We start from the raw sequence: 15,831 nt of genomic DNA on the forward strand, positions 1-15,831 counted from the left end.
GAACTGGTCGACCACTACGGGGTGTCCCGGATGACTGTCCGCAACTCCTTCGCTGTTCTCCAGGGGGAGGGGCTCGTGCACGCCGAGCACGGGAAAGGGGTGTTCGTGCGGCCCCGGCCGCCCGTGCGGCGGCTCGCGTCCGACCGGTTCGCCCGGCGGCACCGCGAGGAGGGGAAGTCCGCGTTCCTCGTCGAGGCCGACGCGGCCGGCAGTCATCCGCAGGTCGACAGTCTTGAGGTCAAGGAGGAGAAGGCCGGCCAGGACATCTCTGCCCGGCTCGGGTCCGTACGGCGTGTGCTGGTTCGGCGGCGGCGGTATCTGTTGGACGGGCGGCCCGTTGAGTTCGCCGCTTCCTATGTGCCGCTCGACATCGCGCGCGGCACGCCGATCGCCGAACCCAACCCCGGACCCGGCGGCATCTACGCCCGCCTTGAGGAACTCGGCCACCGCCTCGACCACTTCGAGGAGGAGATCCGCGCCCGCATGCCCTCGCCCACTGAGGTCAAGATGCTGCGGCTTGCTGCCGGGGTGCCCGTCATCCACCTCGTCCGTACCGCCTACGACACCGAAGGGCGGGCTGTGGAGGTGTGCGACACCGTGATGGCCGCCGACGCGTACGTTCTGTCGTATCAACTGCCCGCCATGTGAACGTGCGTGGCGTGCTGGAGCGGTAACCGCGCTGGGGGCAGCACAGTTGATGTGGGGTTGGGGCTGCTGAGTGTGTCTGCGCCCCTACGATGCAGGCCATGGGGACAGTCGATTCCGCACCGCTCATACGAGCCTGTTGGCTCTCATGGCTTGCGGTCCAAACCGTGGATCAGGCAGAAGTCGTGAAGGTTCTCGGCTTGACGGATATGCGCAAGACGTCCTGGGCCGACGGTGTGGAGCTCATCGACGAGGTGGCGCACAGCGAGGGGGAGCGGTTCTCCACGGTCGTTGTCACGCCGCCCATGCAGGGGTGGACTCTGGTCGTGGGACCGTACTTCAGCCTGCCCTATCTGGAGCAGACGCAGCACGTCACCGACCTGTGCCGAGAGCTGAGCGCGCGCTTCGGCAAAGCCCAACTCTTCTTCCACAGTGAGCAGAACGATGGGGAGGCGTGGCTGATCGCCGAACGCGGACGGATCATCAGGCGCTGGATCAGTGAGTTCCCGGAACTGGCTTTGGGGGCACCGTTCGGAGTCGAGCGGCGGCTTCTTGACGCGTACGGCATCGCGGGCAAGCCCGAGGATCTCGACCCCGACAGCGACCTGGCTGGCGACTGGGGGGCGACCTGGGGGGACTGTTGGGCGACGGTGGTCGCGGAGGAATCCAGCATCGACCCCACCATGGTCGGCGCCGATCCGGGCTGGGACAGCATGACGGTGGCGGCTGCTCCAGCCGTCGAGTAGGCGCACCGCCTGCCGGTGAAGGCGTGGCGGCCGACCCAAGAACGGGCACACCAGAAGCCGACGAGGCCTGGGCGGCATACATCCTCGGCGCGCACCCCACGTGCTTGTACCTGTGCCACCCGCAGGCAATGGGACGCGCCGAGTGCAAGCCCGCACCCTCGGCTGGTCACGGCAGCTCTGGTGCCTGGTCTGTCAGGCCGTGCTCGACCGCCAGTCGGGTGAGCTGGGGGCGGCGGCGGGAGCCTGCCTTCTCGCCGATTCGGTCGAGGTGGGACTGGACGGTGTGCTTGCTGATGGACAGCCGGTCGGCGATCTCGTGGTCCGTCGCGCCGTGGGCGACCAGCCGGAGGATCTCCTGCTCGCGCTTCGTGAAGTGCGGGGACCGGCTGAGGAGGTGGCTGGCCGGCGCCGATACGTAGCCGTCGCCCGCGCCCACCGCTCTGATCGCCGTCAGGAGTTCCTCTCCCCCGACCTCGCGGCTCAGGAAGCCGCTCGCGCCCGCCTGGATCACCTGGACCGCGTCGAGCTGGGGGGAGGACGACACGACGAGGACGGCGTGGCCGCCCCTCCGTAGCCTCGCCACCGTTGCCGCGAGTTTCGGGGCGGACTGCTGGAGGTCCATCAGGACGACTGCCGCGCCGCGCAGGCTGCCGTCCGCGCTCTCGATCGACGGTACGGCGGCGATCAGGTCGAGGTCGGGAGCGGTGCCGATGAGTTGCGAGATGCCGTGCCGGAAGACGGGGCAGTCCCCGATGACCGCGATGCGTACGAGTTCGGCGCAGCCGGTCATCGGCATCTCCCCTCTTGATGGGCACGCCTCTTGACGGGCACGGGCGCTGAGTTCGGCGCGTACGTCAGGCGGCGCCGCTGATGCCCGGGGCGACGAAGCGTCGGTAGAGGGGGTGGAAGGTCGGCTGGGGGTCGCTCTTCACGCCCAGCTCGCCCTTCAGTACGGGTTCGATCCTGGTGGCGATGAACTGGGCGAACTTCTCCTCCGACTCCCAGATGTCGAGGACGTTGAAGCCGTCGTCGGCGAACCAGGCCACGTGCAGTACGCATCCGTCCGGAGAGTCCTCTTCCCAGCGCACCCTCGTGCGTACCGCGTCGTACAGGTCGGGCGTGATCTCGGGCCAGACGAAGGTCATCACGACTGCCATGGAGTGCCTCGCTCTTGGTGTTCGGGGGCGGTGCTTTCGGGCGGTGCTTCTCGCACGACGACGCTAAGCAGCTCCAGTCCGCCGGGCACTTCAGGGCGGGCCATTCGTGCGACCGGGATCCCCACCCATGGCATCCCTACGGCGGCCCAATGGTTGAGACTTCACTCACCCAGGATAAAGTTTGGTAAGGCTTGCCTTATATGCTGCTAATCGTGCCCCGGCCGTGCCGGGGGTTGATCTGCCTCCCCACGACAGGAACCACCATGCGCACTACCTCCCGCGGCATCATCGCGGCGCTCGCCGTCAGCCCGTTGCTGGCCGGCTGCTTCGTGTCGGACGAGGGGAGCTCGGGTGCCGGGGGTGAGGCGGGATCGGCCGGTCGGCTGAGGGTCGCCCTCGCCGTGCCGCCGGTGCAGGCGCTGTCGCCGTACAGCAACGACGCCACCGTGCTCAGCAAGCTCTCCGTGGCCGAGGGACTCACCGCCCTGGACGCGGACGGCGTCGCCGCGCCCGCCCTGGCGAAGTCGTGGACCCAGAAGGACGCCAAGACCTGGGTCTTCGAGCTGCGCGAGGCCGCGTTCCAGGACGGCACCGACGTCACCGCCGCGTCGGTCGTGAACGCCCTCGACCATGCGAACGAGGCCGAGACCAAGCCGCGCGTCCTGAGCGACGTGACGCTGACCGCCAAGGCCGACGACGCCGACACCGTCACGATCACCACCGGGACCACGGACCCGGTCCTCCCGCTGCGGCTCGCCAGCCCCGCCCTCGGCATCCTCTCCGCGAAGGCGTACGCCAAGGACGGCACCGTCAGCCCGGTCGGCACCGGGACCGGCGCCTTCGAGATCACCGAGCTCACCGGGAAGACCCGCGCCACCCTCGACCGCTTCGACGACCACTGGGGCGGCAGGGCCAAGGCGCCCGGCATCGACGTCAGCTGGATAGCCGACGGCACCGCCCGCGCCAACGCCCTGCGCAGCGGCGACGTCGACATCGCTGAGTGGATCCCCACCGCCCAGGCGACGCTCCTCGACGAGAACGTCCGCCACGAGGTGCCCTCGGTGCGTACCGACAGCCTGGTCCTCAACACCGCGAGCGGGCTCTTCGCCGACGCCGCACTGCGGGCGACCGCCCGTGAGGCCGTGGACGGCGGTGTCCTCGTCGACTCGGTCTTCGGCGGCTACGCCGACCCCGCCCAGGGACTGTTCGGGCCGGCCGTCACCTGGGCCGCCGACCAGCGTGTGGAGGTGACCGGTCGGGCGAAGGCCGCGGCTGCCGGAGAGGTGAAGGAGGAGACGAAGGGCAGGACCCTGCGCCTCGCCACCTACACCAACCGTGCCGAACTTCCCGAGGCGGCGACGGTTCTGCAGCAGCAGCTGGAGAAGGCCGGGTTCACGGTGAAGCAGGACGTGCGGGAGTACACGCAGATGGAGGCCGATCTCCTCGCGGGCAAGTACGACGCGCTCGTCTTCTCCCGGGTCACGCTCCTCGACACCGGTGACGCGGTCGCCTACCTCGCCAGCGACTACACCGGCGACGGCGTCTACAACATCGCCGGGCTGAAGGACACCAAGGTCGACCAGGCCATCCGGGCCGCCGCCGAGGAGGGCGACACGGCACTGCGGCAGCAGAAGGTCATGCGGGCCGAGGCCGAGATCCTGCGCACCGACGCCGTCGTCCCGCTGGTCCACGAGCAGGCCGTGCAGGGCATCGCCGCCGACGTCGAGGGTGTGCTGCTCGACCCTCGCGAGCGGTCCCTGATCAACGTCGACACGCGCCTGAAGTAGGTAGAAGGGGGAGGAGTAAGTAGGAGTCGAAGTCGCGGTGAGTGTCACGCAGTCCGGCGCCCACGGTCTTCCGACGCGATGGCGTGCGGCGGCGGGACGTGCCGTCGCGGGCGCCGCGCTGCTCACTGCCGTGGCCTTTCTGCCCTGGCTGTCCGGCACCGACCCCGCGCTGACTGTCCTGCGTGCCCGCTCCGCCGAACAGGACCCGTCCCCGGCGCAGTTGGCCGTCGTACGGGAGCAACTGGGGCTCGATGACGGTCCGTTGGCGCATTTTGCGCGGTGGCTCGACGGGCTGGCGCACGGGGACGGGGGCACGTCCTGGGTGTCGGGGGATCCCGTCCTGCCGCAGGTGACGACCGCCTTCGCGGTGTCCGTGACGCTGATGCTCGGCGCGCTCGTGGTGACCGCCGTGGTGGCTGCGCTGGTGTGTGCCCGCACCCTCTACCTGGGCTCGCGGCTGCGGCTGCGGGGGAAGGCCGGCACCGGGGCGGCCGTGCTCGCCGCGCTGCCCAAGTTCCTGCTCGCCTCGCTGCTCGCGACGGTGTGCGGGGTGTGGCTGGGCTGGTTCCCCTCGCAGGGGTGGGCGGGGCCGCAGTCGATGGTGCTGCCCGCGCTCGCCCTCGGCGTGCCCTCCGGGGCGATGATCGGCGGGCTGATCGACCAGTCGCTGCCCGCCGCCTTCCACGAGCCGTGGGCGAGGACGTGGCGTGCGTACGGGCTCGCGCCCGGCCGGGTCGGGCGCACCGCGCTGCGCCGGGCGCTGTCCGGGGTGCTCCCGCAGCTCCTGCCGACCGTCGTCGCCCTGGTCGGCGGGGCCGTCGCGGTGGAGAAGATCTTCAACATCCCGGGCCTCGGCCGCCTCGCGCTGGACGCCGCCATCGCCCAGGATCTGCCGCCACTGCAGACCGCGACGCTGACCCTGGTCCTGCTCGGCGTCTGCGCCGGCCTGCTCATCCAGGCCGTACGCCGTGTGCTGCTCGGGCCGGCCCTGCGGGACGGCGCGCTGCCCGCCCTGCATCCGCCCGTTCTCCCCCGGCCGCGCTCACTGCCCTGGGTCATCGGCTTCTGCGCCCTCGCCCTGCTCAGCCTGGTCGTGGCCGGCCTGCTGCGCGACCCCCTGCACGTCGACACGGCGGCCCGACTGCTGCCGCCCTCCGCCGCGCACCCGCTGGGCACCGACTCGCTCGGCCGTGACCTGCTGGCCCGGCTGGGCCACGGGGCGCTGCGTACCGCCGGTGTGGCCCTCGCGGTGACGACGATCAGCGCACTGCTCGGGCTGCTGATCGGCATGGCGACCCAGGTGGGCGCGGGTCTGACCGAAGTGGTCTCGACGCTCCCGGCCGTCCTCGCCGGACTGCTCACGACCGCGGTGACCGGCCCGTCGGTCTGGGGCGCCGCCTGCGCGGTCTGCCTCGTGGCCTGGACCCCGTACGCCGCCCAGACGGCCGCCCTGCTCGAACAGGAGCGGGCCAGCGGCCACATGCTCGCGTCGATCTCCTTCGGCGCGGGCCCCTCGTACGTCCTGCGTCACCACCTGCTGCCCGCGGCCCTGCCCGCGCTGGTGCGCAACGCCCTGCTACGGCTGCCCACCACGGTCCTCGTCCTGGCCTCGCTCGGCTTCCTCGGCCTGGGCGAACAGCCGCCCACCCCGGAGTGGGGCCGCCTGCTCTCGGAGAACCAGCCCTACGCGGAACTGGCCCCGTGGACCGTACTCGGCCCGGCCGCCGCACTCGTCCTTCTCGCCGTCCTCGCCGTCTCCGGTACGGCGACAGGAGGACACGGCCGGATCTCACGCCGTACCGGCAGGCCCGTTCACAGTCACGGTGTTCAGCCCACGGCTTCGGACTCTGACTCCGGCGCCCCGGTGTCCTTGCCCTTGCGGGTGCGCAGTCCGCGGTAGATCGGCCAGAGGCTGCTCAGAACCATCAGTGCTCCGGCGATCGGCCAGCCCACGGACCCGCCGTCGCGATAGGTGTCGATGCCTATCGCGAGCGCGAGACCGGCCGGGATCGGGCCCACCCAGTCGAGGACTGTGTTCACTTTCGTGCTGATCGAAGACTCGTTCACGGCCTGATCCTGGCAGGCGTTCGCCCTCTCCACCAGGGATGGGGGCAGGGACGGGGACAGGGACGGGTTCAGGGCAGGATCGGCAGCGTCCCGCAGTTCGAGGTCGCCGGCTTGCCCGACAGGCGGGCCGTCAGCCAGCTCACCGCGCTGCCCTGGTCGGTGAGGAGCGGGGCGAAGTGGTTGAGGAGCGGGCTGATCACGTTCGGCAGGAGCACCGGTTTGTACGTGATGTCCGCGCCCTTGGCGCACCAGTCCGCGGCCAGGCGGCGGGCCTGGGCGTGGGGGACGAGGTTGTCGCTGATCCCTGTCGCTATGCGGATCGGGCCCGACGGTTTCGCCGTGCCGATGCGCTGGCTGTTCAGGAAGGCCTGGAGGGCCGGGGTGGCCGCGACGATGTCGGAGAGGGACTTGCCGTCCGTCGTCCAGGCGGTGCTCTTCTTGTAGCCGTAGCCCAGCAGCGCGTCGCCGACGCACATCGTCGACAGGTCGGCCAGGGCCGCTTTGCCCGCCGTGTTCAGGTGGGCCTCCGCTATCGGCCGCAGCTTCGGGTCCGACTGCAGGAAGCCGTTGAGCGACCAGCCCAGCGCGCCCGCGAGTTCACTCCCGTCGATCGCCTTCGTGACGGAGGCCAGGTCGGCGGGCGGGGCGCCCGCGTAGGTGCCGGACAGGGTGATGTCGGGGGCGTAGGAGGGCTGGAGTTCCGCCGCTGCCGCCGTCGCTCCGCCGCCCTGGCTGTAGCCGAACAGGCCCACCCGGGAGGCCGAGGTGACGGAGGTGCCCGGCAGGGAGCGGGCGGCGCGTACCGCGTCCAGCACCGCGTGGGCTTCGTCGAGGCGGTTGACGTACGTGTGGAGGCGGTCCGTCGCTCCCAGGCCGGCGTAGTCCGTGACGACCACCGCGGCGCCGGTCGCGAGGAGGCGGTAGATCGCCACGTCCTCGTAACCGACGGACACGGTACGGCCGTTGAGCCTCAACGGGGTCTCCAGGCCCAGCGAGGCCGCGCACTGGTCGCCCTGGCCCATCGTGCCGGGGGCCACCGCGACCAGGGGGCGCGGGCCGCCGCCCTTCCAGGTCGTCGTCGGTTCGATGTACGCGCCGGTGACCGCGACGGGTGCGCCGTTCGAGTCCGTGGACTTGTACATCAGGCGGGTCGCCCGGCCGGGCAGTGGGCCGTCGAGGGTGGGGAGGGAGATGGCGAGGGGGAGGGGTTCGGTGCGGACGAGGGCGCCGTTGGCGGCGGGGAGGGTGGTCGGCGGGGTGTAGAACGCCGGGATCTCGACGCCCCGGGACACGACCGTCTCCGTCGTCTCCGTGGGGGAGGCGTCGGCTGCCGTGGCTGTTGCGTACGAGAGCGCCTGGGCGCCCAGACAAGTCGCAGCGGTGACTGCTGCGGCCAGGAGCCGTCTGCGTGCGGGCATGGCGAACCTCCTGTGAAGCGGGGGGGCAGGAAGCGATACGGAACCAGGAGAGGCAGAGAGGCTGCCTCTCCTTACTGAGTTGGTTCAGTGAGTTGGTTCACTGAGTGGTTCGCCAGGACCGTACCTACTGGTCGGTTACTTCGGGTAGCAGTCGGGAGGTTACGGTTCAGTAACTTGACTCACTGTCTAATTGCTACCCGCTCGCCCTCACGCCCGCGGCAGTACACCCGTGCGCGCCAGGCCGCCCAGCCACGCCGCCGATGGCCTCGGGGTGCGTTCGAAGGTGTCGTGGTCGATCGCGATCAGGCCGAACGTGGGCTTGTAGGAGCCCCATTCGTAGTTGTCCAGGGCGCTCCAGTGGAGGTAGCCGCGTACGTCCAAGCCGTCCTCCAGGGCTGCCGTGACCTCCTGGAGCGCGCCCGTCGTATACGCGATGCGGCGGGTGTCGTCGGCTGTCGCGATGCCGTTCTCCGTGACGATCAGGGGGACCGCGCCGACGATGTCCGCCGTGTGGCGCAGGGCATGGCCGAGGGCCTGCGGGTAGAACTCCCAGCCTGTGAGGGTGCGTTCGGCCTCGGGCGGCGCCGGGACGGGGCGGCCGTCCTTGTCGATCCGTGTCCTCGTGTACGACTGGACGCCGATCCAGTCGTCGTCCCGTGCGGCCTCGATGAAGACGTCCTCGCGGGGGTGGCTGTGGGCCGCCGTCGCCGACTCGGCGCCGGGGAGGGGCTGGTAGACCTGGTTGGCGATCGACCAGCCGACCTCGATGTCCGCCGAGAGGGAGTGGATCGCCGCTCTCGCCCTGTGGTGGGCCTGGATCAGGGCGTCCGTCGTCGCCTTGTCCGGGAGGGGCGTTGCCGATGGCTCCTGGTTGTCGTCCGGGTTCGCGCCCAGTCGGCGGATCGCGTCCGCCAGCGCGATCATGTTCGGTTCGTTGATGGTGCACACGTGCCGTACGCCGGTGCCGATGACCGGCGCGGTTGCCCGAACGTAGCGTTCCCAGAGGTCGATCGCGCCTTCCGCCGTCCAGCCGCCCCGGTCGGCGAACCAGCGGGGGAGGGTGAAGTGGTGGAGGGTGACCATCGGGCGCAGACCGCGCTCCAGGGCGCCGTCGACCATGCGGCGGTAGTGGGCAAGCTCGGCGCGGGAGAAGTGGCCGGGGGCCGGTTCGATGCGGGCCCACTCGATGCTGAAGCGGTAGTCCGTGAAGCCGAGTTGGGCCAGCAGGTCCATGTCCTGCGGCCAGCGGTGGTAGCTGTCGGCCGCGTCGAGGCTCGGCTCGGCGATCGTGCCGTCGCCGCTGTGCTCCAGCTGCCACCAGTCGCTGTTGACGTTGTTGCCCTCGATCTGGTGGGCGGCGGTGGAGGCGCCCCACAGGAAGCCCTCCGGGAAGGGGAGCCCGTCGGGCGGGCCGTCAGGGGTGGCGCTCCGGGCGTTCGCTGCGGGCATCAACTCGGCCTTTCCTGTACGAGATTGACGAGACGTCAGTTAGCTTCCGGGCCCGGCCAGATCGCCGAGGCGTCGTCGCGGGTGGGGTCGGGCAGGCGGATCGGGCGTACGGGGACCGGGAGTTGGGGTCCATCCGGCGTCGACGCCGTCCAACCGGTCGGGTGGCCCGAGTAGTACAGGGTCGTGAGGACGTAGACCCCGTCCGCGTACACCTCCACGTACTCGCCGACCGTGAGGATGCGCAGGGTGGTGGCCGGTGCGGGCAGGACCGTCTCGTCGAGGCTCGTGCCGTCGGGGCCCGTGACGCGGAGGTTCTTGCCGTCGCAGGTCACCGTGAGGGCGGGGACCCCGCCGGCCGGGGTGGTGGTGCGCAGGGTGATCTCCACGGGCCCCGTGACGTCGCTGTTCACGTGCACGTCGCCCACCGCGTGGAGGGTGGGGGTGTTGGTCTCGGCGCCCAGGTAGGCGTCCAGGCCCGGCCACCATTCCAGGCGAGGGGGCGAATCCGGCGGTGTGACAAGGGACTTGGGCTGCGCGAGCATTCCCCGGCACCGTTCCCCGGTGTCCGTGAGGCCGATCCTGCGGGGTGTGGTGTGGACGACGACCCGGGTGCCGTCGGGGGCCATGACGACCCGGGGTGCGTACGCACCGGTCGGGGACAGGGGGCCGCGTCGGGTCCAGGGGCCGCGCAGGGCCGGGGCCGTCCAGGACTCGATGAGGCGCGTCTGCCCGATCGAGCCCAGGAGCAACCAGCTGCCGTCGTCGAGGCGTTCGAGGACCGGGCACTCCAACTCGTCGACGTCACCGGGGGAGATGAGCGGCGGGTGGACCGTCCAGTGCTCCAGGTCGGGCGAGGTCGCGAGCGCCACACAGCCGCTGACCTCCACGGGGAGCGAGGCGTCGCTCGCGCAGACCACCATCACCCAGCCGCCGGGGTCGGCCGCGTCGCCCATGCCGCCCGGGGTGCCGGGGCTGCCTGTGCCGGTAATGCTGCCCGTGCTGCCGGAGCCGCCGGGGCCGCCCGCGTCACCCGTGCCGCCGGAGCCGCCCGAACCGGCCGTACTGCCCGCGTCACCCGTGCCGCCGGAACCACCCGTGCCGCCCGAGCCCACCGCGTCCCCCGTGCCGCCGGAGCTGCCCGAGCCACCCACGTCACCCGAGCCACCCACGTCACCCGAGCCACCCACGTCACCCGAGCCACCCGCGTCACCCGAGCCACCCGCGTCACCGGAACCACCCGTGCCGCCCGAGCCCACCGCGTCCCCCGTGCCGCCGGAGCTGCCCGAGCCGCCCGAGTCGCCCCAGCCGCCCCCGCTCCCCGCCCCGCCCTCGTCGTCCCGTACGACGAACGGGTCCCGCCAGCCCATGCGGTCGCCGGTGCGGTACCAGCGGGGGTCCGCCTCGACGACCGGGGTGGTGCCGTGGCGTCGCCAGCCCGTGCCGTCGGTGCGGGCGGAGTAGGCGAGGCCGACCGACTGGAGAGGGGTGCCGTCCGGGGTGAGGCCGGAGACGCCCGTGTAGAACATCGCCATGGCCGTTTCGGCGGCCGCGCCGTTGCAGTCACCGCCGCCGCCGCCGCCGTCACCGCCGTCACCGCCGTCACCGTCACCGTACCGGAACGGGTGCATCGTCCACACCGCCTGCTGGTCGAAGCGGCCGGGGAGGCCGTTGCCGAAGGCGGTGCCCTGGGGCTGCCAGTCGACCAGGTCGGTGGAGGTGGCCCGGCCGTAGGAGGTCTCCATCCGGAGGTGGTCGAACTCCGTGGTCCAGGGGCCCTGGAGATGCAGCACCGTGTACGTGCCGTCCTCGTCGCGCAGGAGGGCGAAGTCGTTCACGCAGTGGCCGGGCGGGGCGTATCGCATGCGCAGGTCCTGTCGGCTCAGCAGCTCGGCGGCTCACGTGTTCCGCCGGCTCCCGGGCACCCAAGCGTGTGCGCCAACCATTGATAACAGTGAGATCTCTTCGGAATCGGCCCAAGTAAATATGAACGCAAACGCTTGCGCAACAGCCTGGGCAGGTTTACGGTCACGGCACCCCACAGCTCACATCGACGTGAAACCGGGCCCGATACCGGACCTGAAATCGGACCTGGAAACCAACGGGAGGACCGCACCGTGACGGCCAGCATCAACGACGTCGCCCGTGCCGCCGGAGTCTCGGCATCCACGGTGTCCCGCGCACTGCGGGGCCGGGCGGGCGTGTCCGAGGAGGTGCGGGACCGGATCGTGGAGGTCGCCGCCCGGCTCGGGTACACGGCGTCCCGGTCGGCGTCCAGTCTGGCGAGCGGGCGCACCTTCACCATCGGTGTCGTGGTCCCGTACGTGGGCCGGTGGTTCTTCGGCACCGTGCTGGACGCCGCCGAGCACGTGTTCAGCGCCGCCGGGTACGACGTACTCCTCTACAACCTCGGCTCACCGGAGACACGCAAGCGTTTCTTCACCAAGCTGCCGGTGCGCAAGCGCGTCGACGCCGTGCTGTCGCTGCTGATCCCCGACGAGGAGGAGACCGCCGCGCTGCTCTCCCTCGGGGTGCCGCTGGCGACGACCGTCGGCGCCGCCCGGCCCGGCTTCAGTGTGGTCGGCATCGACGACCGGGCCGGGACCGAGATGGCCGTACGGCATCTGGTCAACCTCGGTCATCGGCGGATCGGCATGATCGAGGGCGCCAGTGAGCCGCTGCACTGGACCACTCCGATCGAGCGGCGGCAAGGTTATCTGGACGTGCTGGCCGAGGCCGGGATCGTCCACGACCCGGCGCTGGAGGCCGACGGCGAGTACACCGTCGCGGGCGGTGAACGGGCGATGACCCGGTTGCTGGCCGCCGCGCGTCCGCCGACCGCCGTGTTCGCGCAGTCCGACGAGATGGCGATGGGAGCGTTGCGCGCGCTGCGCCGGCACCGGCTGAAGGTGCCGGACGACGTGTCCGTCGTCGGCTTCGACGATCACGAACTCGCCGAGGTCGTCGGGCTCACCACCGTCGCCCAGCCCGTCGCCGGTCAGGGCGCGGAGGCGGCCCGGCTGCTGCTGCGCCAACTCGACGAGCCCGCCGCCGAGTTGCCGGAACAGGTACGGATGCCCATCCGCCTCGTCCTGCGTGAGACGACCGCCCCGCCACGGCCGCGCGGACCCCAATAACCCCCGTTGCCCGGCCTGTTGCGCGGGCCCCGGCACCCCCACGCCACGAAAGTCCAGTTAATCCGCATTTCGAACTCTCAGCCCTCAAGCCGCAGTGAAGAAAAACCCTCAACCCCCGCCACGCAATGACGCACGGAGGCACAGATCATGATCGCGATCAGCAGAAGGCACCGGCGCACGGTCGCCACCGGACTGGCTCTCGCCCTTCCCCTCGCGGCGCTCGCCGCCTGTGGTGGGGGCGGCGGGACCGACGCCTCCGCCGAGGCCGGCAGCGGCACGGGAACGATCAAGGTCTGGGCCCACCAGGGCGCGGCGAGTGAGGCAGCCGCGATCCAGAGCGCGGTGAAGTCGTTCAACTCCTCGCAGAGCAAGATCAAGGTCGAGCTGACGCTGATCCCCGACAACGACTACACCAAGACCATCACCGCCACCGAAGCCTCCAAGCTGCCGGACGTGATGGAGTTCGACGGCCCGACAGCGGCGAACTTCGTCTACAACAAGAAGCTCGCCCCGATCGACACGTACGTCTCCGCCGCGACCATGGCCAACGCCACGGACGCCAACAAGGCCCAGGGCGAGATCGGCGGCAAGCACTACGGCCTGGGCATGTTCGACTCGGGCCTGGGGATCTACGGCAACAAGAAGCTGCTGGACGCGGCCGGAGTGAAGTACCCGACCGGGCTGGCCGACGACTGGACGGCGGCCGAGTTCACCGCCGCCCTCAAGGTGCTCAAGGCGAAGGACTCCGACGGCAAGACCCTCGACGTCCAGGAGGGCAACGGCTTCGCCACCGAGTGGGGTACGTACGGCTTCGCCCCGGTCGTCTGGTCGGCCGGCGGCTCGCTCCTCAAGGACGGGAAGGCGGAGGGCGCCCTCGACACGCCCGCCGTGGTCTCGGCGATGAAGACCTTCCAGTCCTGGAAGACGTACGTCGACCCCAACACCGACGGCAACGCCTTCGCCAAGGGCCGGGTCGCGCTCAGCTGGGTCGGTCACTGGATGTACCCCATCTACAGCAAGGCGCTCGGTGACGACCTCGTCGTGCTCCCGCTGCCCGACTTCGGCAACGGGCCCAAGACCGGGCAGGGTTCGTGGGCCTGGGGCATCGGCGCCGACACGAAGAACGCCAAGGCCGCCGGCGCCTTCCTCGACACCCTCCTCGACGACACCAACATCACGGCGATGACGACGGCCAACGGCGCCGTGCCCGCCACGAAGACGGCTCTCGCCAAGAGCGAGCTGTACAAGCAGGGCGGGCCGCTCCAGCTCTTCGCCGACCAGCTCGCCAAGCCCTGCGGCGACACCGACATCACCAAGTCCTGTGTGGCGGTGACCCGTCCGATCACCGCCGGATACCCGGTCATCACCGCGAAGTTCAGCGAGGCCCTCAGCTCCGTCTACGGCGGCGCCGATCCCAAGAGTGCCCTGGAGAAGGCCGCCCGCGCCATCGACCAGGACTTCTCCGACAACGCCGGCTACCAGATCCCGTAGCACTCGTCGGCCGGGGCGGGCGTACGTACACGCGTCTCGCGACTCGCGGCTCGTATCTCGTACGACCGCCCGCCCCGCCGGGAACAGGACCCACCCGTGACTTCAGCGAAACCCACCCAACCGACACGTACGGCAGGTGCGGGGCGTTCGCGGAGGAACCGCGACTGGCTGCACGGACTGCTCATGTCCACGCCCGCCCTCGTCGGCCTCATCGCCTTCGTCGGTGTGCCGTTCGGCTACGCGGTCGTCCTCTCCTTCTACAACGTGCGCCTCGGCTCCCCGCTGGCCCCCAGTTTCTTCGGCCTGGAGCAGTACCGCCGCCTGCTGACCGACCCCGACCTCTCCGGCCCGTTCCTCCGGGCCCTGCTGAACAACGTCACGTTCGCCGTGGTCGTCGTACCCCTCCAGACGGCGCTGGCGCTCGGCCTCGCGATCCTCCTCAACCGCAAGCTCAAGGCGATCGGGTTCTTCCGGTCACTGTTCTTCATGCCGGTTGTCTTCCCGATGGCGCTGGTCGCGGTCATCTGGCGGCTGATTCTCGCCCGCGGCGACCAGGGCATGCTCAACTCGGCGCTGCACGCGGTGAGTTTCGGCAACTGGGGTGCCTTCGACTGGCTCGGCGACGGCGCCACCGCGATGGCCTCGATCATCGTGCTGTCCGTCTGGCAGGGCGTCGGCTTCCAGATGGTCATCCTGCTGGCCGGCCTCCAGCAGATCCCGGGCGAGCTCTACGAGGCCGCCCGACTGGACCGCGCCACCGCCTGGCAGCAGTTCCGCCACGTCACCCTGCCCGGCATCCGCGGCACCCTCGTCTTCGTCGTGATGCTGACCTCGGTGCTGTCGTTCCGGGTCTTCGACCAGGTGTACGTCCTGATCCGCGGCGGCGGCCTGGACGAGGACGCGACGCGCACGGTGATGTACCAGGCGGTCACGACCGCCTTCGACCAGAACAACATCGGCCAGGCGTCCGCGATCACCGTCGTCTTCTTCCTGATCGTCGTCGCCCTGACCCTTGTCCAGCGCCGCGTGGTCCGGCCCGACAACGAGGACTGAGGACTCCTGACATGAGTGCGAGTACGACTACGAGTACGGGAATGTCCCGTCAACCCCTGCGCCGTTTTCTCGACTACGCCGTACTGAGCGTGCTGTCGTTCCTGTTCGTGCTGCCGGTCATCTACCTCTTCCTCGGCAGCCTCAAGCCGTCCGACGAGGTCCTGGGCGGCCTCTCCGGCTTCCTCCCCACCCATCTTTCCTTCGACAACTACAGTGCCGTGCTCGACGCCCTCAACTCCGACAGCACCGGCTACTTCTGGCGCTTCATGGGCGTCTCGATACTGCTCGCGTTCGTCGTCGTGACGGGCGGCCTGTTCGTCAACTCGATGGCTGCGTACGGGCTTTCACGGCTGAAGTGGCGGGGCCGGGAGGCGCTCTTCACGCTCGTCCTGCTGCTGATGCTGGTCCCGTTCGAGTCGGTCGCCGTCCCCCTGTTCTACATGTTCAACGGGCAGCGCAACACGCTCTTCATCCAGGCGCTCCCCTTCATCGCCAACGCCTTCTCCGTCTACCAGTTCCACACGTTCTTCCGCTCGATCCCGCCGAGTATCGAGGAGGCGGCCAAGCTGGACGGCGCAGGCCCCTGGCGCACCTTCTTCGCGATCATCGTCCCCATGAGCAAGCCGGCGTTCGCGTCCGTCGCGATCCTGACGTTCCTCACCCAGTGGGGCTCGTTCCTCTGGCCGGTGCTGATGGTCTCCGACCCGTCGGTACGGCCGCTGCCGCTGGAGATGAGCGTCTTCCAGGGCCAACAGCCCCCGGACTGGGGGCAGATCCTCGCCTTCGGCGTGCTCCTGGTGCTGCCTGTCCTGGTGGTCTTCGCCTTCTTCCAGCGCTGGTTCGTCCAGGGGGTCGCCAGCTCGGCGGTGAAGGGATGACCTCAG

14 protein-coding genes are annotated in these 15,831 nt (G+C 70.3%); 8 read left to right on the top strand and 6 right to left on the bottom strand.

Annotated elements, in window-relative coordinates; all coding sequences use genetic code 11:
* Together ACH4TV_RS16740 and ACH4TV_RS16745 are read left to right on the top strand one after the other, a co-directional pair.
* On the top strand, positions 1-648 hold a 648-nt coding region (locus ACH4TV_RS16740), incomplete at its 5' end, for a GntR family transcriptional regulator (protein ID WP_398398597.1).
* A 197-nt stretch (positions 649-845) separates the two neighbouring features.
* The gene (locus ACH4TV_RS16745; RefSeq protein WP_398398599.1) at positions 846-1,391 is read left to right on the top strand and encodes a hypothetical protein; all 546 of its coding nucleotides are present in this window, start codon (positions 846-848) and stop codon (positions 1,389-1,391) included.
* 166 nt (positions 1,392-1,557) lie between these two features.
* Here the strand turns inward: ACH4TV_RS16745 and ACH4TV_RS16750 are convergent, their stop codons facing one another.
* Both ACH4TV_RS16750 and ACH4TV_RS16755 read right to left on the bottom strand, forming a co-directional pair.
* A complete protein-coding gene (locus ACH4TV_RS16750; protein ID WP_398398601.1) occupies positions 1,558-2,181 on the bottom strand; it encodes a LuxR C-terminal-related transcriptional regulator in 624 nt (207 codons plus the stop codon).
* Between the two features lie 64 nt (positions 2,182-2,245).
* Positions 2,246-2,548 (bottom strand): hypothetical protein, encoded by a 303-nt coding sequence (locus tag ACH4TV_RS16755; RefSeq protein WP_398398603.1) that lies wholly within the window; start codon positions 2,546-2,548, stop codon positions 2,246-2,248.
* Positions 2,549-2,811: 263 nt separating this feature from the next.
* Between ACH4TV_RS16755 and ACH4TV_RS16760 the strand changes: the two genes are divergently transcribed.
* Both ACH4TV_RS16760 and ACH4TV_RS16765 read left to right on the top strand, forming a co-directional pair.
* Entirely contained in the window at positions 2,812-4,335 is a 1,524-nt protein-coding gene (locus tag ACH4TV_RS16760; protein WP_398398605.1) for an ABC transporter substrate-binding protein, read from the top strand.
* A gap of 37 nt (positions 4,336-4,372) precedes the next feature.
* Entirely contained in the window at positions 4,373-6,235 is a 1,863-nt protein-coding gene (locus ACH4TV_RS16765) for an ABC transporter permease subunit (RefSeq protein WP_398398607.1), read from the top strand.
* Here ACH4TV_RS16765 and ACH4TV_RS16770 read toward each other — a convergent pair.
* The 4 genes from ACH4TV_RS16770 to ACH4TV_RS16785 form a co-directional block, all read right to left on the bottom strand.
* Positions 6,163-6,402, bottom strand: a complete 240-nt coding sequence (locus ACH4TV_RS16770; RefSeq protein WP_398398609.1) for a hypothetical protein — start codon at positions 6,400-6,402, stop codon at positions 6,163-6,165. The two genes, ACH4TV_RS16765 and ACH4TV_RS16770, sit on opposite strands and share 73 nt — an antisense overlap.
* A gap of 68 nt (positions 6,403-6,470) precedes the next feature.
* Complete coding sequence (locus ACH4TV_RS16775) at positions 6,471-7,820, bottom strand: lipase family protein (protein WP_398398611.1); 1,350 nt, start codon at positions 7,818-7,820, stop codon at positions 6,471-6,473.
* Between the two features lie 207 nt (positions 7,821-8,027).
* The gene (locus ACH4TV_RS16780) at positions 8,028-9,269 is read right to left on the bottom strand and encodes a glycoside hydrolase family 1 protein (protein ID WP_398398613.1); all 1,242 of its coding nucleotides are present in this window, start codon (positions 9,267-9,269) and stop codon (positions 8,028-8,030) included.
* 35 nt (positions 9,270-9,304) lie between these two features.
* Positions 9,305-11,131 (bottom strand): mucin-1, encoded by a 1,827-nt coding sequence (locus ACH4TV_RS16785; RefSeq protein WP_398398615.1) that lies wholly within the window; start codon positions 11,129-11,131, stop codon positions 9,305-9,307.
* Between the two features lie 252 nt (positions 11,132-11,383).
* On the opposite strand from ACH4TV_RS16785, the gene ACH4TV_RS16790 reads away from it, so the two are divergent.
* The 4 genes from ACH4TV_RS16790 to ACH4TV_RS16805 all read left to right on the top strand — a co-directional run bounded on the left by ACH4TV_RS16790 (position 11,384) and on the right by ACH4TV_RS16805 (position 15,825).
* A complete protein-coding gene (locus tag ACH4TV_RS16790; protein ID WP_398398617.1) occupies positions 11,384-12,403 on the top strand; it encodes a LacI family DNA-binding transcriptional regulator in 1,020 nt (339 codons plus the stop codon).
* A 147-nt stretch (positions 12,404-12,550) separates the two neighbouring features.
* On the top strand, positions 12,551-13,894 hold the full coding sequence (locus ACH4TV_RS16795; RefSeq protein ID WP_398398619.1) for an ABC transporter substrate-binding protein: 1,344 nt from the start codon (positions 12,551-12,553) through the stop codon (positions 13,892-13,894).
* 183 nt (positions 13,895-14,077) lie between these two features.
* Positions 14,078-14,947, top strand: a complete 870-nt coding sequence (locus tag ACH4TV_RS16800; protein WP_398398621.1) for a carbohydrate ABC transporter permease — start codon at positions 14,078-14,080, stop codon at positions 14,945-14,947.
* A 41-nt stretch (positions 14,948-14,988) separates the two neighbouring features.
* On the top strand, positions 14,989-15,825 hold the full coding sequence (locus ACH4TV_RS16805; RefSeq protein WP_398398623.1) for a carbohydrate ABC transporter permease: 837 nt from the start codon (positions 14,989-14,991) through the stop codon (positions 15,823-15,825).
* Positions 15,826-15,831: the final 6 nt, after the last annotated feature.

Source organism: Streptomyces sp. NPDC020898, from assembly GCF_044333925.1.
GTDB lineage: Bacteria > Actinomycetota > Actinomycetes > Streptomycetales > Streptomycetaceae > Streptomyces.